General features: G+C 66.6%; 17 protein-coding genes and 1 pseudogene. 5 read left to right on the forward strand and 13 right to left on the reverse strand.

Annotated elements, in window-relative coordinates; genetic code table 11:
* Nucleotides 1-16 precede the first annotated feature (16 nt).
* The 5 genes from F1C12_RS12830 to F1C12_RS12850 are packed head-to-tail and all read right to left on the reverse strand — an operon-like array spanning nt 17 to nt 5,671.
* Nucleotides 17-1,066: a putative FMN-dependent luciferase-like monooxygenase gene (locus F1C12_RS12830; protein WP_185275381.1), complete on the reverse strand. Its 1,050-nt coding sequence runs from the start codon at nt 1,064-1,066 to the stop codon at nt 17-19.
* A complete protein-coding gene (locus F1C12_RS12835; RefSeq protein WP_185275382.1) occupies nt 1,063-1,806 on the reverse strand; it encodes an ABC transporter ATP-binding protein in 744 nt (247 codons plus the stop codon). Before F1C12_RS12835 ends, F1C12_RS12830 begins: the two co-directional genes overlap by 4 nt.
* Nucleotides 1,803-2,690 carry an ABC transporter ATP-binding protein gene (locus tag F1C12_RS12840; protein ID WP_185275383.1) on the reverse strand — a complete coding sequence of 296 codons (888 nt, stop codon included), beginning with the start codon at nt 2,688-2,690 and terminating at the stop codon, nt 1,803-1,805. Before F1C12_RS12840 ends, F1C12_RS12835 begins: the two co-directional genes overlap by 4 nt.
* The gene (locus tag F1C12_RS12845) at nt 2,687-4,489 is read right to left on the reverse strand and encodes an ABC transporter permease (RefSeq protein WP_185275384.1); all 1,803 of its coding nucleotides are present in this window, start codon (nt 4,487-4,489) and stop codon (nt 2,687-2,689) included. Before F1C12_RS12845 ends, F1C12_RS12840 begins: the two co-directional genes overlap by 4 nt.
* Before the next feature lie 18 nt (nt 4,490-4,507).
* The gene (locus F1C12_RS12850; RefSeq protein ID WP_185275385.1) at nt 4,508-5,671 is read right to left on the reverse strand and encodes an ABC transporter substrate-binding protein; all 1,164 of its coding nucleotides are present in this window, start codon (nt 5,669-5,671) and stop codon (nt 4,508-4,510) included.
* A gap of 537 nt (nt 5,672-6,208) precedes the next feature.
* On the opposite strand from F1C12_RS12850, the gene cmtR reads away from it, so the two are divergent.
* From cmtR to F1C12_RS12875, 5 genes are all read left to right on the forward strand, one after another.
* Nucleotides 6,209-6,568 carry a Cd(II)/Pb(II)-sensing metalloregulatory transcriptional regulator CmtR gene (cmtR, locus tag F1C12_RS12855; RefSeq protein ID WP_175338576.1) on the forward strand — a complete coding sequence of 120 codons (360 nt, stop codon included), beginning with the start codon at nt 6,209-6,211 and terminating at the stop codon, nt 6,566-6,568.
* Nucleotides 6,565-8,463: a heavy metal translocating P-type ATPase gene (locus F1C12_RS12860; RefSeq protein ID WP_175338577.1), complete on the forward strand. Its 1,899-nt coding sequence runs from the start codon at nt 6,565-6,567 to the stop codon at nt 8,461-8,463. Before cmtR ends, F1C12_RS12860 begins: the two co-directional genes overlap by 4 nt.
* A 193-nt stretch (nt 8,464-8,656) precedes the next feature.
* Nucleotides 8,657-9,259 (forward strand): cadmium resistance transporter, encoded by a 603-nt coding sequence (locus tag F1C12_RS12865; protein WP_175338578.1) that lies wholly within the window; start codon nt 8,657-8,659, stop codon nt 9,257-9,259.
* 340 nt (nt 9,260-9,599) lie between these two features.
* On the forward strand, nt 9,600-10,100 hold the full coding sequence (locus F1C12_RS12870; RefSeq protein WP_185275386.1) for a ParB/RepB/Spo0J family partition protein: 501 nt from the start codon (nt 9,600-9,602) through the stop codon (nt 10,098-10,100).
* Nucleotides 10,094-10,999 carry a hypothetical protein gene (locus F1C12_RS12875; RefSeq protein WP_175339309.1) on the forward strand — a complete coding sequence of 302 codons (906 nt, stop codon included), beginning with the start codon at nt 10,094-10,096 and terminating at the stop codon, nt 10,997-10,999. The genes F1C12_RS12870 and F1C12_RS12875 overlap by 7 nt, the downstream gene beginning before the upstream one ends.
* 55 nt (nt 11,000-11,054) lie before the next feature.
* Here the strand turns inward: F1C12_RS12875 and F1C12_RS12880 are convergent, their stop codons facing one another.
* The 8 genes and pseudogenes from F1C12_RS12880 to F1C12_RS12915 form a co-directional block, all read right to left on the reverse strand.
* Nucleotides 11,055-11,357, reverse strand: coding sequence for a hypothetical protein (locus tag F1C12_RS12880; RefSeq protein ID WP_185275387.1), 303 nt, complete (start codon nt 11,355-11,357; stop codon nt 11,055-11,057).
* A gap of 383 nt (nt 11,358-11,740) precedes the next feature.
* Nucleotides 11,741-12,402 (reverse strand): annotated as a pseudogene (locus F1C12_RS12885) (cation transporter).
* A complete protein-coding gene (locus F1C12_RS12890) occupies nt 12,399-12,743 on the reverse strand; it encodes an ArsR/SmtB family transcription factor (protein WP_175339284.1) in 345 nt (114 codons plus the stop codon). Before F1C12_RS12890 ends, F1C12_RS12885 begins: the two are co-directional and overlap by 4 nt.
* 65 nt (nt 12,744-12,808) lie before the next feature.
* Entirely contained in the window at nt 12,809-13,804 is a 996-nt protein-coding gene (gene ccsB / locus F1C12_RS12895) for a c-type cytochrome biogenesis protein CcsB (protein ID WP_175339285.1), read from the reverse strand.
* A complete protein-coding gene (locus tag F1C12_RS12900; RefSeq protein ID WP_175339286.1) occupies nt 13,801-14,325 on the reverse strand; it encodes a signal peptidase II in 525 nt (174 codons plus the stop codon). The genes ccsB and F1C12_RS12900 overlap by 4 nt, the downstream gene beginning before the upstream one ends.
* Before the next feature lie 50 nt (nt 14,326-14,375).
* Nucleotides 14,376-14,801, reverse strand: coding sequence for a hypothetical protein (locus F1C12_RS12905; RefSeq protein ID WP_175339287.1), 426 nt, complete (start codon nt 14,799-14,801; stop codon nt 14,376-14,378).
* 249 nt (nt 14,802-15,050) lie between these two features.
* Nucleotides 15,051-15,734: a DsbA family protein gene (locus F1C12_RS12910; protein ID WP_175339288.1), complete on the reverse strand. Its 684-nt coding sequence runs from the start codon at nt 15,732-15,734 to the stop codon at nt 15,051-15,053.
* Between the two features lie 8 nt (nt 15,735-15,742).
* Entirely contained in the window at nt 15,743-16,324 is a 582-nt protein-coding gene (locus F1C12_RS12915; RefSeq protein ID WP_185275389.1) for a M23 family metallopeptidase, read from the reverse strand.
* Nucleotides 16,325-16,424: the final 100 nt, after the last annotated feature.

Consider the following 16,424-nt stretch of genomic DNA (forward strand, 5'->3'; position numbering starts at 1 on the left):
TCGGTGCGGAACGGGTTCAGCGCACGGCGACCGCCGGCACGGCAGGCGACCAGTCGAGCAGCTGACGCCCGACCTCCGCGGTGAGCTCGATGGAGCGCAGCACGGTCTCGTGCGGCGGATCCACCGGGTGCGGCTGGAACGCCACGTCGGTCGCTCGGGCCAGGATCGTGTCGGCGCCGAGCGTGGCGAGTACCTGGTCGGGCGTGCCGATGTGGATGTCGAGCCAGGCCAGCAGCTCGGCGTCGGTGGTGCCGGCGGGGATCGCCAGCCCCTGGGAGTCGACGAACGAGCGCCCGCGGTCGATCCCTCGCCGGAGCCAGGAGGCGGCCTCGGCCTCGGTATCGACGACGAGCACCGAGCGGGAAGCCAGGATGCGCGGCGCGACGCCGTCCGGCAGGGCCGACAGGTAGGCGTCGACGACCCCCTCCTGCAGCTGCGGAGAGGAGGGAGCGTCCCACTCCCGGCGCGGCTGCGTGCGCGAGAGCATCAAGCCGTTGCCGCGGCGGCCGATGCGGGCGGCTCCCTCTGCCGAGAACGTGGCCTCCCAGACGACATCGAGCACCCCAGGCGCGGCCGGGTAGAGGGCGCCGCCGTCGGAGGTCAGCTGTTCGCCGCGCAGGGCGGACACCAGCGCTTCCCTGTGCCGTTCGTAGATCGCCGCCCGGTCGGCCGGGTCATGCCCGAACGGCGGGAACGACGACGGTGTCCCGCCGGAGCCGATCCCGAGCTCCAGCCGGCCGCCCGAGAGCAGGTTCAGCACGGCGGCGTCCTCCGCCACCCGCAGCGGCGCCTCCAGCGGCAACGTCACGATGCCGGTGCCGAGCCGGATGCGGGAGGTCAGCGCGGCTGCCTGGGCGAGCAGCACGAACGGCGACGGGAGGCCGCCCTCGGCCGCGTGGAAGTGGTGCTGCGCGACCCAGACCGTGTCGAGCCCCACCTCCTCGGCACGCACGAACTGGTCGAGCGCGTTTCGGTAGCGCTGCAGCGCGGTGCCGTCGTCGAGGAGTCGGGTGAAGAATCCCAGCCGCTGGCGCGCGCTGTCGGTCTGCTGTGCGGGTCCGGTCATTCGCGGGCCGCCTTTCCCAGATAGGCCTCCTGGATCTGCGGGTCGTCGAGCAGTTCGCGCGCCGTGCCCTGCAGCACGATCGCGCCCGTCGCGAGCACGTAGCCCCGGGAGGCGATGGAGAGCGCCAGCTCGGCCTGCTGCTCGACGAACAGCACGGCCACGCCGAGCTCGGTGTTGATGCGCACGATCTCGTCGAGCACCTGGTCGACGAGCTTGGGCGAGAGGCCCATCGTGGGCTCGTCCATGCAGACGAGCCTCGGCCGGCTCATCAGCGCGCGGGCGAACGCGAGCATCTGCTGCTCGCCGCCGGAGAGCGTGCCCGCCTGCTGTCTGCGGCGTTCGGCCAGGCGCGGGAAGTGCGTGCGCATCCGGTCGAGATCCTCGGCGATGGCGGCCTTGTCGGCTCGTGACCGCGACCGGCGCGTGTAGGCGCCGGCGATCAGGTTCTCGTCGACCGTCATCTCGGGGAACACCCGCCGCGCCTCCGGCACCGACGCGATGCCGCCCGCGATACGGCGCCGTGTCGGGGCGTTCGTGATGTCGGCGCCGGCGAAGCGCACCGTGCCCGACTTCGGTCGCACGAGCCCCAGGATGGTCTTCATCGTGGTGGACTTGCCGCTCGCGTTGCCGCCGAGCAGCGAGACGATCTCGCCGTCCCCCACGGTGAGCGAGTTGCCGCGCAGCGCGTGGAACGGTCCGTAGTAGACGTTCACGTCCTCCAGTGCCAGCAGTTCGGTCATGCCAGGTCCACCCCTCCGAGTCCGCGGCGCCGGCCGAGGTAGGCCTCGACCACGGCTGTGTCGCGGCGCACCTCGTCGGGTCGGCCCTCGGCGATGATGCGGCCGCCGTCCATCACGATCACCCGGTCGGAGACCGTCATGACCAGGTCGAGCTTGTGTTCGACGAGGAGGATGCTCTGCCCTGCCGCCTTGAGCTCGAGCAACTGCGCGAGCACCTCGGCAGTCTCGGACTGGTTCATGCCGGCCGTGGGCTCGTCGAGCACCAGCAACTGCGGCTCGAGGGCCAGCGCCCGGGCGATCTCGGTGCGCCGGCGGTTGGCGTAGCTCAGCGAGTACGCCGGGTCGTCGCGGCGCGGGCCGAGGCGCGCCTCGAACCGGTCGATCTCGCCCTCCACCGCGGCGTCGATCGCGGCCCGCTCGCGACGGGAGGCCGGGGTGCCGACGATCGCGATGTAGAGCTCGGCGAGCAACGGGATCCAGCGCAGCAGGAACAGGTTCGACAGTCGCCGGAACGGGCGGTGCGCCCGCAGGGTGGTGTGGAGGCCGACCTCGATGTTGTCGGCCACCGACAGCGTCGCGAACACGCGCCCGTTCTGGAACGTGCGCGCGATGCCGTGCTCGGCGATGCGCGCGCTGTCCGCGCGTTCGATCCGCTCCCCGTCGAGGGTGATGGTGCCGCCGTTCGGCCGGATCGCGCCGGTGACGAGGTTGAGGGTGGTGGTCTTGCCCGAACCGTTCGGGCCGATGATCGACACGACCTCCCCGCGGTGCACCGAGAACGAGATGCCGTCGACGGCCTTCAGCCCGTCGAAGTGGCGCTCCAGCTTCTGGACGCTCAGCAGTGTCCCGTTCGGCGACGGGATCGGGGGCGTGGCCGCGCTCATGAGTTCCTCACCAGGATGCCGCCGGGGCGGAAGCGGACGACCAGGATCAGCACCAGGCCGTAGACGATGATGCGCAGCTCGGGTGTGAACCGGAGCAGCTCCATCGCGCCGATCAGCACGATCGAGCCGACTACGGCGCCGTACGGGAGGCCGACGCCGCCCAGGATCACGATGGTCACCACGAGCAGCGACATCAGCATCGTGAAGATGGTCGGGTCGATGTAGGTGTACTGGTGGGCGAGCAGCGAGCCGCCGATCCCGGCGAAGAAGCCGGACACCGCGAACGCGAGCGCCTTGTAGTCCCGGCCGCGCACGCCCGACGACAGTGCGGCGACCTCGTCGGAGCCGACCGACGAGATGACCTTGCCGAGGTGCGAGGTGCGCAGCCTCCACATCACCAGCAGGGTGAGCACGAGCACGCCGAAGTCGATCCAGTAGTACGCCTGCGGTGTGTTCAGCGGCGTCCCGAACCACTCCGGCACCGGGATGTTGTAGAGCCCCTGCGGCAGGATCAGCTGGATCACGGCGACGATCGCGATCCCGAGCCCGAGCGTGGCGATGGACACGTAATGGCCTTTCACGCCCCAGATCGGCGACGCCAGGATCGACGCGACGACGGCCGCGGCCAGACCGGCCAGCGGCAGCGCCACCCAGAACGGCACGTGCACGTAGAGCGTCAGCAGCGCCGAGGCGTACGCGCCGATCGCGATCGGGCCGGCCTGACCCAGCGCGAGCACGCCGGCCTGGCCCGCGGTCACGGTGAAGCCGGCCGCGATGATCGCGTACACGAGCACCTGCGTGCCCGTGGTCACGAGGTAGTCGTTGCCGAAAATCGGCACCACGACCCCGAGCACCACGAACGCGAGCGGCCACATCCATCGCGGGATGCGCAGCGGCCGGCCCTTGCCGAGGAAGGTGCCGGTGAGCGGCTCGGTCGAGATCAGCGGCACCTTGCCGAACAGTCCGCCCGGGCGCACGATCAGCACGACGATGAGGATGACGAAGACGATGATCTCGCGCGCGGTGTCGCCGAAGAAGTGGATGCCGAAGGCCTCCAGGATGCCGAGCACGAACCCGCCGATCACCGCACCGACGAGCGAGCCCAGACCGCCGAGCGTCGCCGCCACGAACGAGGTGAGCCCGACGTCCAGTCCCGAGCTGGGGTTGGCGACGCCCACGTAAAGCGCGATGAAGACGCCCGCGAGACCGCCGAGCGCCGAGGCGATCACGAACGACACGTGCTGCACCTGGCCGACCGGGATGCCCATCTGCAGCGCGGCCTCCTGGTCCTGCGCCGTCGCCCGGATGGCCCGGCCGACCTTGCCGTACTTCAGGAAGACGGTCATCACGACCATCACTGCGGCGGTCGTGCCGAGCATCACCAGGTCCGACGTGCCGAACCGCATATTGCCGATGTGCAGGTCGGACGTCGGCAGCACCTCCGGGAAGACGCGGAACTGCGCCGTGAACGCAGCCTGCGACGCGTTGTCGAGGATGAGGGAGATCGCGTAGGTGCTGAGCATCGCCGCCAGCGGCAGGTATTTCGCCAGCGGGCGCACCACGGTCGCGTTGATCAGCAGGCCGAGCGCCCCGCAGATGACGAGCACCGCGATCAGCGCCAGCCAGAACGGCAGTCCCAGCTTGACGACGAAGAACCAGGACAGCATCGCGCCCAGCCCGAAGAACGAGAACTGGGCGAAGTTGACGACGTTCATGACGCCGAAGACCAGGGAGATGCCGACCGCTCCGAGGGCGTAGACGTTCCCTCGGAGCAGGCCGGCGATCAGTGTGTCGAGCATGATGTGCGCTTCAGCGGCTCAGCCGTTGTACGCGACCCACTTCCCGTCCTTCAGGATGCTCGGGGTGAGCTGCGGCGACGCCACGCGGCGGGTCGACTGGTCGAAGGTGATCTTCCCGTAGACCACGCTCGGCACGTCCTTCACCTTCTTGAAGCCGGCCAGGATGCCCTCGCGGGTGGTGCCGCCGAGCTTGGCCGCCGCGACCGCGACGTGGAGGGCGTCGTACGCGCCGGCCTCGAATCCGGTGACCTCGGTCTCCTGCGGGTACTTCTTCTGGAACGCCTTGACGAAGTCCTGGACCTCCTTCGCCGGGTTGGAGGCGAGGAACTCGGCGCCGTTGATCGCGCCCGCGGCGTCCTTGGTGCCGTCGAACGACTGCTCGTCCTGGCCGCCGTAGAAGGTGCCGTCGTAGCCGATCGCGCGAAGCTGCGTGACCAGCTTCGCGGCGTCCGGCCCGTAGCCGATGTGCACGAAGGCATCGGGCTTGCCGGCCACGGCCTTGGTGAGCGAGGGGCGGTAGTCGTCGGAGGTGTCGAGCACGCCCTCCGCGTCGGTGATCTTCAGTCCGATCTTCTTGGCCTCCGCCTTGAACGCGTTGAACGCCGGGATGCCCCAGTCGGCGGTGTTGAGGTAGGTCACGCCGACCGACTTGACGCCCTGCTTCTTGATGTAGTCGGCCGTCCAGGTGTAGGTCGCGCTCGTGGTGATGGAGGTCGACCACTGGTACTGCGTGCCCTTGGCGGTGAAGTCCGGGTTCGAGTTGTTGAAGCCGTACTGCAACAGCTTGCCCGCCGTGTAGATCGGAGAGGCCGGGATGGAGGCCGCCGACGAGTAGTCGCCGAACACCAGGCTGACGCTGTCGTCGCCCACGAACTTCTGCGCGACCGCGACCGACTGCTTCGGGTCGGACTGCGAGTCCTCGTACTTGAGCGCGACCGGGTGGCCGTCGATGCCGCCCTTCGCGTTGACCTCTTCGACGGCGAGGTCGAAAGCCTCCTTGAACTGCTCGCCGTACTGCGCGTACTGACCGGTCTCCGCAGCGGAGACGCCGAAGTACACGGTGCTCTTGCCGGAGGCGGAGCCTGCGGTCGCGGCCGAGGAGCCGCTCGCGCAGGCGGCGAGCCCCGCGACGGCGAGCGCGGCGACGGAGACGACGGCGGCGCTCCGGAGAATTCTCTTCATGGCTGTGTCCTTCAATCGAGCAGAGGGTGATCGGGGCTGAGTGCACTGCCGACGCTAAGAGGGCAGCAGACCGGACCGCACCCTCCGTCGTCACATTCGGTAGTCGTGCTCAACAGACGTCACGAAAGTTGCGAAAGCCGCGACGGGGTACTCACCGGCACTCGACCGTGCGACGTACGCGTGTCGCCCGCGCTCGAATCGGAACGGCGCTCGCCATGGTGGATGATGCGGGCGCTCACGAATCCGGTGAGCTACGGCTCACGATCATCTCGGCGGATTCCATGGCGCAATACTGCGGAGGGCGTGGGATTCGAACTCTAGCCGGGCCCGCGCAACCAGGGGATCTAACACAGGAATCCGCGAAAACTCGGGCGTCTTGGGTGACCTGGGCGTCCTTGGGTGCTCCCCGATTTCGTTGAAATGTTGTCAAATGGTTGTCACGCGACTTCCATGCAGTTGCCTGCCCTTGACTAGAAACGAGATCTGGTCCAAAGGTCCTCGTACACAACTATTCAGCCGTCAGTGTATAGTCATCGGATGCTGACTCTTGCAGACCGACTTGATGTGATGAACCGGCTCGGCCGGGCGATGGCGGATCCCACTCGTTCGCGCATTCTTCTGACCCTCCTTGCCGGCCCGAGCCACCCGGCCGTGCTGGCCCGTGAGCTGGGGCTCTCACGCTCGAACGTCTCGAACCACCTCACCTGTTTGCGCGGGTGCGGGATTGTGGTAGCCGAGCCCGAAGGTCGCCAGACCCGATACGAAGTCGCCGACCCACACCTTGCCCGCGCCCTGACTGCGCTGGTCGAGGTGACGCTCGCTGTCGACGAAAGCGTGCCGTGCGTGGACCCAGACTGCGGCGTTGAGGGTTGCGTGGCTGGAGAGGCACGGGCATGAGCGCGGTTACAGGTTCCGAGCTCGAACACGTCGACCTTGACGATGACGATGATGATCGGCCCTGGTATCGGAGTCCGAGCGTCCTGATCCCGATCGCTTCCGGCGTCGCATTCGTCGCTGGTTTGGTGTGCGAATGGACTGGCGCGGAGACCGCCGGCCTGGTGCTGTTCTGGATCGGTCTGCTGCTGGGGGTGTACACCTTCGTGCCCGGCGCGTTGCGCAGACTTTTCACCAAGGGCAAGCTCGGCATCAGCCTACTGATGACAATCAGCGCCACCGGTGCGGTGATCCTCGGCTACGTCGAGGAGGCCGCGGCGTTGGCGTTCTTGTACTCCATCGCGGAGGCGTTGGAAGACAAGGCGATGGACCGAGCGCGCGCAGGGCTTCGGGCGCTCTTGAAACTCGTGCCCGATACCGCATTGGTCAAACGCGGCGACGCCACGACCGAGGTCGAAGCGAAGGACCTGCGCGTCGGTGACGTCCTCGTGGTGCGTCCGGGCGAACGGATCGCCACTGACGGCATCGTGCGAGCCGGGCGGAGCAGCCTGGACACCTCCGCAATCACGGGCGAGTCGATACCCGTCGAGGTCGAGCCCGGCACCGGCGTGTCGGCCGGGTCGATCAATACCACAGGCGTGCTCGAGGTCGAGGCCACTGCGGCCGGCACCGACAACTCACTCACTACGATCGTCGAGCTGGTCGAGCAGGCGCAGACCGAAAAAGGCGACCGAGCCCGCCTAGCCGACCGGATCGCCCGTCCCCTGGTCCCCGGTGTGATGATCCTCGCCGCGGTAGTCGGCGTTCTCGGGTCGCTGTTGAGCGGCGACCCCGATTTGTGGATCACCCGTGCCCTGGTCGTGCTCGTTGCTGCCTCGCCGTGTGCTCTGGCGATCGCCGTGCCGGTCACAGTCGTGTCCGCGATCGGCGCCGCCTCCAAGTTCGGCGTGGTCGTGAAGTCCGGGGCCGCGTTCGAGCGGTTCGGCGGCATCCGCCACCTCGCCGTCGACAAAACGGGCACCCTGACCCGCAATGAGCCCACCGTGACCCGTGTCGTCACGACGGGCGCGACCGAGGATGAGGTGCTGGCCTGGGCGGCGAGCCTAGAGCGTCACAGTACGCACCCTCTCGCCACAGCGATCACCAAGGCGGCACCCGACGCTCCCGCCGCTGAAAACGTCGCCGAGACCGCCGGGCACGGCATCGAGGGCACGCTCAATACTGCTCGTCTCGCGGTAGGCAGCCCGAGGTGGCTGGATGCTGGCACGCTGGGCGATGAGGTGCAGGCGATGGAGTCAGAGGGAATGACCGTCGTCATCGTCCACCGCAACGATCAGCCGGCCGGGGCGATCGGGGTGCGGGACGAGCTCCGCCCCGAGGTACCGGAAGTGATCGCCACGCTCAACCGCCGCGGGATCGGAGTCACGATGCTCACCGGCGACAACGCCCGCACCGCCGCGGCACTCGCCGCCCAGGCCGGCATCAACGACGTGCGCGCCGAGCTCCGTCCCGAGGACAAGGCCGCCGCCGTCATGGACCTGTCGAAGTCCAAGCCCACAGCCATGATCGGAGACGGTATCAACGACGCCCCCGCTCTCGCGGCCGCCGACGTGGGCATCGCGATGGGAGCTAAGGGCGCCGATGCGGCGATCGAGTCCGCCGATATCGCCTTCACCGGCCACGATCTGCGCCTCATTCCACAGGCCATCGACCACGCCCGTCGCGGACGTAGCATCATCAACCAGAACGTTGTGTTGTCCATCGTGATCATCGCGGTCCTGCTGCCGCTGGCGATCACCGGCGTTCTCGGGCTCGCTGCAGTCGTGCTCGTGCACGAGGTCGCGGAGGTCGTCGTCATTCTCAACGGGCTCCGCGCAGCACGGCGGGAGAAGGCATGACTGGCTCCGCTCTCATACCGCCGGGCGCGGATTCCGTTGAGCTACGCTCTCCCCGCATTGATGGGGCGACGGTGCGGCGGGCATTGTTCCTTCTTGCCTGCGGCGTCGCGGGCGGCGGCGCGCTGCTCGACCAAGCCAGCAAAGCCCGCGCCGCCGTCGAACACAGAGATCACCGCATCGCGACTGTGGGCTCATGATCCTGTCGTCGGTACTGCAGGCGATCGGCCTCTTCATGGCCACGAACATTGACGATATCATTGTGCTTTCGCTGTTCTTCGCCCGAGGCTCCGGCCAGCGAGGAACCACAAGCCGCATCCTGATCGGACAGTACCTCGGATTCATCGGCATCCTGAGCGCGTCCGTTCTTGTTGCACTCGGCGCTGGGACATTCCTCCCACCACAGGTCATTCCCTACTTCGGACTAATCCCGCTGGCGTTGGGTCTGCGGGCTGCATGGCAGGCCTGGCGCAAGCGCGAAGACGACGATGACGCAAAGGTCGAGGGTAAGAAGGTCGCTGTGTGGACCGTGGCCGGTGTGACCTTCGCAAACGGCGGCGACAACATCGGCGTCTATGTCCCGGTCTTCCTCAGCGTCGGTCCAGCAGCCACCATTGCATACTGCGTCGTGTTCCTGGTCCTAGTTGCTTCCCTCATTGGCCTAGCCAAGTTCGTCACCACCCGCCGACCGATCGCGGAACTCCTCGAACGATGGGAACACGTCCTGTTCCCCGTCGTCCTCATCGGCCTGGGGATCTTCATCCTCGTGAGCGGCGGCGCTTTCGGCATTCCGACGTAGATCCTAGGTATCCAGTCCCTATCGACCCATCGGGCGACCCGGCCTGCGCGGCTGCCGGCAACCACCGCGAGTTCACTTCACCGACCGCGTCGCCCCCGTCTCACGCGAAGGCAAAAGCTGAATGGAGCCGCGAGCGGCACCTCGTTTTTAGATTGTTCGTCTGCCTGGCCGGTTGATCGTAGTTCGCTCCCGCGGGCTACGTGCCGGGCTTTCGCGGCATATCCTCACTCGCTTCGCTCCCTCCGGTATTCCACGGTCCCGGCACTGCGCCCCGCACCCGCTCACCCTCGATCCCCTTGCCAGACAGGCGAACAAGAACAGTTGAAGGGATCACAGAACCATGAGCGACACACCCACCGCGGGCACCATCGAACACCTCAACCCGCACACCCTCACCCTTGAGGACAACGTGCGCCCCTCCGCACCGATCACCCCGGCGTTCGTGCAGTCAATCAAGGAGAATGGGGTCCTCACCCCCGTACTTGCCCACCGCGACAGCGACGGCCAGGTCACCGTCCGTGCCGGACAGCGTCGAGTCTTCGCCGCCCGCGAAGCAGGACTTACGACCATTCCCGTCTACCTCGTAGACGCCGACGAGGTCCCTTCGGAGCGGATCGTGCAGCAGATGGTCGAGAACGACCAGCGCGAAGCCCTCACCGACAGCGACCGGGCCGCCGCGTTCCAACAACTCGCGTTCGAAGGCCTCTCCGTGACCGCGATCGCGCGACGTACCGGGACGAAGCAGAAGGAAGTCAAGACCGCGTTGGCTGTGGTCGAGACCAGGCTGCGGCGTCCGCGATCCAGGAGCACCAGCTCACCCTGGACCAGGCGGCGGTGCTGATCGAGTTCGACGGCGACGCAGAAATCCGTGCCGATCTGATCCAGGTCGCAACCACCGACCCCGCCCAGTTCGTCCACGCGGCTCAGCGGGCACGCGACGAGAAGGCCCGCGCCAGAACCAAGGCGGACGCGGAAGCAGACCTGGTCGCACGGGGCTACTTGATCCTGGACTCGGACCCCGGTTACTACGACACGGAGTACACCCGAATCAGCGAACTCCTGACCACCGACGACCAACGCGTCACCGCCGAACACATCGAGAACCTGGACGGACGAGCCGCCCACGTCCGGGTCTACGCAGACGGTGACGCCAACATCAGCTACTTCCTCCGGGACGCGAACGCGGCCGGGTTCCACACCTACGGCGGGAGCCAGCCCAAGTCCGGCCCGATGACCGACGAGGAGAAGGCCGAGCGGCGCACACTGATCGCCAACAACAAGGCGTGGGCATCCGCCGAGACCGTCCGCCGCGAATGGCTCGCCACACTCCTCTCCCGCAAGGCCCTCCCCAAGGATGCGGCGGTCGTGATCGCGAAGGGTCTCACCATCCACCGGCAGGCGATCAGCACCGCCACCCGAGACGGGAACGAGCTCGCACACCACCTGCTCGGGCTGGAGCCGTCCGGCTACTTCGGGAACGACAAGCTCGCGGCGCTGATCGAGCAGTCCCCGGCCAAAGCACAGCACGTCGCCCTCGCAGTCGTGCTCGGAGCGTGCGAATCCGTCACCCGCAAACAGACCTGGCGGTACCCGTCGTCCACCGACGCCGACTATTTCACCCTGCTCGCCGGCTGGGGGTACAACCTCAGCGACGTTGAGCAGATCGTGACCGCTGGCGAGTCTGCCAATGCGGAAGGAGACGCAGCTTCGGTCAACGCGGAGCCGAGCGCAGGCGACTGATCACGCTAGACGGAAGCGGGCCCCGCGAACCGGGCCCGCTTCTCGTTCTGAGCGGTCAGGACAGTTCTCTACTTGTCGCCCCGACCGTCGAGGGACCGACGACCGGACCTCCCCGCTGCGCCACCCGGTTGAAGGCCACGAACGGCACACACGCCGTCTCGGCCGTCAGCGCCGCCAGCCGGCCGATCGGCGTGCGCGGATCGGAGGCTATCGCCCATCCATCGACGGCGTACCGGCCAACCGTCTCGATGCACTCCCGCTTCTCCTCCGCCGACGGGCTCGTCGAGCCAACCACCCCGATCAGTCCGCCCTGCAGGTCCGGACCCATGTTTCTCGTGTCGATGATGAATACCCGCATCCTGATCACTCCCCTGGTCGATCGTTTTGTTTGCCTTTCCGGCGGGGAGATCAGTGGCGAGTGGAAGGTGCCGAAGTGCCGGGACCGTGGAATACCGGAGGGAGCGCAGCGAGTGAGGATATGCCGCGAAAGCCCGGCACGGAAGCACCGGGAACGAGCTACGATCGGGCGGCGGAAAGACACACAAACCGTCAAAGGCAGCGCCGCCGGAGGCGGCTCCACGCCTCGTTCAGCCAATAGACGCACGAGCACTTCAGCGGCGACCTCCGACGCCCCTGAGTGCTTATGTCGTGTGAGGTCACCTGCAAGCGATCGACTGTGCTCAACGCCAGTACCATTTCGGGCGCTCGACCACCGCTAACGGAGGGGACGTTCCGGGTCAGCTAGCGATCGTGCTCGCTTGGGCCCTCAAGCACCATCCCGACGGACGTCGCACAGGCGTCGCCCTTCCACGCCTCGAGACCTTCACGAACGGCAAAGATCGCGATGACCTGGGCCACGATCGCGTCTGCCCACCACCAGCCAAAGGCGGTGTTCAAGAGCAGCCCGATCAGGACGGCCGCCGAAAGGTATGTGCAGATCAGTGTCTGCTTCGAGTCGGCGACAGCGGTCGCAGAGCCGAGTTCCCGCCCGGCGCGGCGCTCGACGAGTGAAAGGAAGGGCATGATCACGACGCTGAGTGCAGTGAGAACCATCCCGACAACCGAGTGCTTAACATCGACCGCGCCGACAAGGGAGAGCACCGAATTCACAGTCACGTAGACCGCAAGCGCGAAGAAGGCCACAGCGATAACCCGCAGGGTGCCTTTCTCCCATCTTTCCGGGTCTTTTCGGTGAATTGCCATGCGACTGCCACCGCGGAAAGCACCTCGATGGTGGAGTCCAGGCCGAAGCCGACCAGTGCGGCCGAAGATGCGGCGCTACCTGCGATGATCGCCACGACGGCTTCGACGAGGTTGTACCCGATCGTGACCGAGACGATCCATCGGATCCGACGATGCAAAAGGTCGCGGCGGGAATCAGTGAGTGCGGTTGTCGTCGTCATGCGCAGTTGCACTCCGCACCCTCGCAGCAGCCGGGCTCAATGTAGAGGACCACGCGAAGTAGCTCGTCGAGTGCAGGGGCGATGTGTCCGTCGGCGAGCCGATACCAGGTACGGCGGCCATCTGGGATCGCCTCGACAAGGCCGCAGCCGCGTAGACAGGCCAGCTGATTCGACATGACCTGACGGCTCACGTCTAGGGCATCCGCGAGGTCAGAGGGGTATGCCGGCGCCTCCCGCAGGGCCAGAAGGATGCCCACGCGGGTGGTGTCAGACAGCGCGTGTCCGAAGCGGGCGAGAGCGGCGGTGTGCGTGATGGTCGCCGCCGGTGTAGCGATGCTCATTACATGAGCGTACAGCGAAGCATGAATTAACGCATCGCTGTACTATTCCGTTCTGCGCGGCGGCTCTAGAGACCCGAGTAGGTGTGGAGGCCCTTGAAGAAGACGTTGACGATGCCGAAGTTGAACAGCACCGCCGCGAAGCCGATGATCGCGAGCCAGGCGGAGCGCGATCCGCGCCAGCCGCGGGTCGCTCGGGCGTGGATGTAGCCGGCGTAGATCACCCAGATGATGAAGGTCCAGACCTCCTTGGTGTCCCAGCCCCAATAGCGCCCCCAGGCCGCGGAGGCCCAGATGGCTCCGGCGATCAGCGTGAATGTCCAGGCGATGAAGCCGACGATGTTGATCCGGTAGGCCAGGTTCTCCAGAGCGACAGCACTGGGGAGAGTGGCCAGGAACTTGAACTGTTGCGGACGCGACTCCGCTACCTGCCGCTCACGCCGGTACTGCAGCAATTGCAGCCCGGACAACGCGAACCCGAGAGCGAAGAACGCCGTGCCCAGCACGGCCACGATGATGTGGATCACCAGCCAGTACGACTGCAACGCCGGCTGCAGCGGGACCACCGGGACGTAGTACCGCAGGAGCGCGATCCCCTGGAGCACCAGCACCAGGCCGACGATGAACGTGCCGAGGTACTTGATGTCCCACTTCAGGTTGGCGACCAGGAAGACGCCGATGATGACCAGCGTGCCGGTCATCGAGAACTCCCACATGTTCGCCCACGGGACCCGGGCAGCGGCGATCCCGCGCAACCCTGTTGCCACGAAATGGAACGCGAAGCCCGCGATCGTCAGCCCGAACGCCCAGCGGAGGACGCTGCGGGCAGCACGAGTAGGTGCATCTGTCGAGGACTTTGGGAGATCGGCGGGCTCTTCGCCGATCACGAGCGCGGTGCTCGGCAGTGTCGCCGCAGTGCGCCGCGCGACCACGCTGGGGACGGTCGCTGTCGCGTCGGCTCCGCGTCTGGCCAGGTCGGTGGAGAAGACCACGAAGGAGGCGGTGTACAAGCCCATTGCGACGTAGAGCGCCACTGTCGAGAGCGCGGACAGGACGTCGGTCATGAGCCGGCCACCGCGCTCTGGTCGGCCGAGGCGTCGATGACAGGGCTCTGGGTTCGGCGGTGTTGGAGCGTCGCGACCAGCAAGGCTGCTGCGATGCCGCCGACGGTGAGGACGTCGGCGAGGTTGAAGATGGCGAACCAGCTGATGGAGAAGTAGTCGACGACGGCACCGCTGAGAACTCCGTGCTCGCCGCGGAAGGCGCGGTCGACCATGTTCCCCCAACCGCCACCGACGGCGATCGCCAGCAACACTGTCAGGGTCGGGTTCTCTCCTCGGATCACGCGTCGGACGATCCAGGCAGTGAGGACGGTGAGGATGATGAGGATTCCAGCTGCCAGCAGCGGACCGACTCGGGCGCCGAGTCCGAATGCAGCACCCGGGTTCAGAACCAGGCGAAGGTCCACCGTTGGGATCACCGACGGCATCGGCTGGCCATACGGGAGTGTGAGGATGGCGATGCCCTTGGCTGCTTGGTCTGCGGCGATCGCGAGAAGGCCCGCGGTCAGCGTCCGCAGCGCCAATCGTCGCCGATTCACGACGCGAGCGCTCGTCGTCGCTGAGGCTTGGTTAGTCAACATAGGGTGGTCAGCGCCTTCATCTGTTCGGAGAGCTTCTTGGTGAGGACGTCGGAGCTGGTGCCCGTTGTCGACCCGATGGACTCGGCCTTCAGCACGGGAATGAGTTGGTCGATCGTGTCGACCACGTTCTGAACAGCGGTCTTCTGCTCGCCCACGGGGATTTGGTCAGCGATCGGTCCCAGAATCGTGCGGGCGGCTTTCAGCTGATCGATGGCAGCAGCAGGGTCGAGTACCGCCGACTTCAGGGCGGCATCGATGTCGGCGGCTACCTTGTCGGTGATCGGCGTGACCAAGGAGCAGGCAGCGTTCTGGGCCTGTTTGGATACTGTGTCCCCGATCGAGCAGCCGGAGAGGAAGAGCGGTGCCGTCAGCGCGACCGCTGTCGCGGCGACGAGGACTGGCCGGGTGGGAGTGGACATGGCTTGTCTCGATTCAATGGGTTGGTCGATGACGCTTGATGATCCGGATGAGCGTGTCGATGTCGTCGCTTAGTCCTTCGAGCTCCGCTGCAGAGGCGGTGGGTCTGCGGCGGAAGACCTGAAGTTGAGCGGAAGTCGCGGTTGCGGCCTCTATCAGCTCCCGATAGACAGCCGGTGGGATGGTCTCGTGAGCTTTTGGCGTCTTCCATAACCGCAGCATCTGGCGACGAATGCGGCGATTCCCCAACCTCATCGCCGCCACGCCTTCTCCAGTTCGCTGGCGAACTGCTCTTTGGAGGTCAGTGTGAGCTTCTCACCGTTCAGGAAGAACGTTGGCGTGCCCGCCACCCCCAGCTGGACGCCGTCGGCCTGGTCCTTGGTCACCCGGATCCGGAGCGTCGGGTCGGCGATGTCTTTGTCGTACTGGGTCATGTCCAGGCCAATCGACGCGGCCAGCGATCGCAGCGCAGGCGACTGGTCATCTTGTCGTTCAGCCCACTGCGTTTGTGTCTGGAAGAGCTTGGAGTACATCTCGGTGAACTTGCCTTGGCGGCCGGCTGCCTCGGCGGCCATCGCGGCGTTCATGGCGTTCTTGTGACTAGGGATGGGGAAGTAGCGTGCGATGAATGTGACCCGACCCTTGTACTGCTCGCGCAACTGCTCGACCACCGGGTAGGCGGCCCCGCATGCTTCGCATTCGAAGTCGAGGAATTCGACCACCGTCACCTTGTCCGTGGTCGCTTTCTGCAGGATCCGGCTGTCCGCTCGGGTGACGGCGGGCGCGGCGGCCTGTTGCGACGCCGATTGGGCACGACCGACGAGCACGATGACGATCACGACGATGAACGCGAGCGCGATGATGATTGTGTTGGCCCAGAACCGGATGGAGAGGCGGCGGGTGGGTTGAGGCTGCTGACGTGGCTGTTTCGACATGGCCGGGCTCATCTCGCTCGAGCTCGGAGCCAGGAGTACGGGTCGATCGGTGTTTCCCCGTTCGCCCAAATCTCCAGATGGAGGTGATTGCCGGTGCTGGCACCCGTAGTGCCGACCCGTCCGATGATCTGGCCGGCGACAACGCGGTCTCCGGCGCGGACCTGGAGCGACCCGAATTGCATGTGCGCGTAAAGGCTCGCGAATCGTTCACCATTGACCCGGTGGTCGATGATCACGTTGACGCCGAACCCGACATCGGACTCCTCCGCCGAGCGGACGACGCCGTCGGCGATCGCGCCGATCTTGGTGCCACCGCCGGGGGTCATGTCCAAGCCCTTGTGGTTGCTGGAGCATCCGGAGCAGGGCGCAGAGCGCGACCCATACCCATCGCTGATCGGGACGTCACCGGGGAACGGCCATTGGATGGGCCCAAGCGTGTTGCCAACCAGGGTCCCGGCCGGGTCGGTTCGCGCCGCGGCCGTGAGTTCGGCCTCGGACGTCGCTGCGAGCGTGTCACGGTTGACCGGGACAGGCGCGCCGCCGGTCTCTCCGATTGCTTGTGGTACGCCGGTGACGATAGTGTCGGCCATCGTTTCGAGTGCGCCGTCCGGCTGTACGGCCTCGGCGGGGACGGACGTCGCCACACTCAAGGACATTGCGAATAGGGCTCCTACAAGGGGCAGCAGCAGG

The sequence above is a fragment of the Leifsonia shinshuensis genome, assembly GCF_014217625.1.
GTDB classification, from domain to species: domain Bacteria; phylum Actinomycetota; class Actinomycetes; order Actinomycetales; family Microbacteriaceae; genus Leifsonia; species Leifsonia shinshuensis_A.

What these genes read in the sequence shown, in the direction of transcription:
- F1C12_RS12830 (WP_185275381.1), bottom strand. Translation starts at nt 1,066, where the DNA reads ATGACCGGACCCGCACAGCAGACCGACAGCGCGCGCCAGCGGCTGGGA.
- F1C12_RS12835 (WP_185275382.1), bottom strand. Translation starts at nt 1,806, where the DNA reads ATGACCGAACTGCTGGCACTGGAGGACGTGAACGTCTACTACGGACCG.
- F1C12_RS12840 (WP_185275383.1), bottom strand. Translation starts at nt 2,690, where the DNA reads ATGAGCGCGGCCACGCCCCCGATCCCGTCGCCGAACGGGACACTGCTG.
- F1C12_RS12845 (WP_185275384.1), bottom strand. Translation starts at nt 4,489, where the DNA reads ATGCTCGACACACTGATCGCCGGCCTGCTCCGAGGGAACGTCTACGCC.
- F1C12_RS12850 (WP_185275385.1), bottom strand. Translation starts at nt 5,671, where the DNA reads ATGAAGAGAATTCTCCGGAGCGCCGCCGTCGTCTCCGTCGCCGCGCTC.
- cmtR (WP_175338576.1), top strand. Translation starts at nt 6,209, where the DNA reads ATGCTGACTCTTGCAGACCGACTTGATGTGATGAACCGGCTCGGCCGG.
- F1C12_RS12860 (WP_175338577.1), top strand. Translation starts at nt 6,565, where the DNA reads ATGAGCGCGGTTACAGGTTCCGAGCTCGAACACGTCGACCTTGACGAT.
- F1C12_RS12865 (WP_175338578.1), top strand. Translation starts at nt 8,657, where the DNA reads ATGATCCTGTCGTCGGTACTGCAGGCGATCGGCCTCTTCATGGCCACG.
- F1C12_RS12870 (WP_185275386.1), top strand. Translation starts at nt 9,600, where the DNA reads ATGAGCGACACACCCACCGCGGGCACCATCGAACACCTCAACCCGCAC.
- F1C12_RS12880 (WP_185275387.1), bottom strand. Translation starts at nt 11,357, where the DNA reads ATGCGGGTATTCATCATCGACACGAGAAACATGGGTCCGGACCTGCAG.
- F1C12_RS12890 (WP_175339284.1), bottom strand. Translation starts at nt 12,743, where the DNA reads ATGAGCATCGCTACACCGGCGGCGACCATCACGCACACCGCCGCTCTC.
- ccsB (WP_175339285.1), bottom strand. Translation starts at nt 13,804, where the DNA reads ATGACCGACGTCCTGTCCGCGCTCTCGACAGTGGCGCTCTACGTCGCA.
- F1C12_RS12905 (WP_175339287.1), bottom strand. Translation starts at nt 14,801, where the DNA reads ATGTCCACTCCCACCCGGCCAGTCCTCGTCGCCGCGACAGCGGTCGCG.
- F1C12_RS12910 (WP_175339288.1), bottom strand. Translation starts at nt 15,734, where the DNA reads ATGTCGAAACAGCCACGTCAGCAGCCTCAACCCACCCGCCGCCTCTCC.
- F1C12_RS12915 (WP_185275389.1), bottom strand. Translation starts at nt 16,324, where the DNA reads ATGGCCGACACTATCGTCACCGGCGTACCACAAGCAATCGGAGAGACC.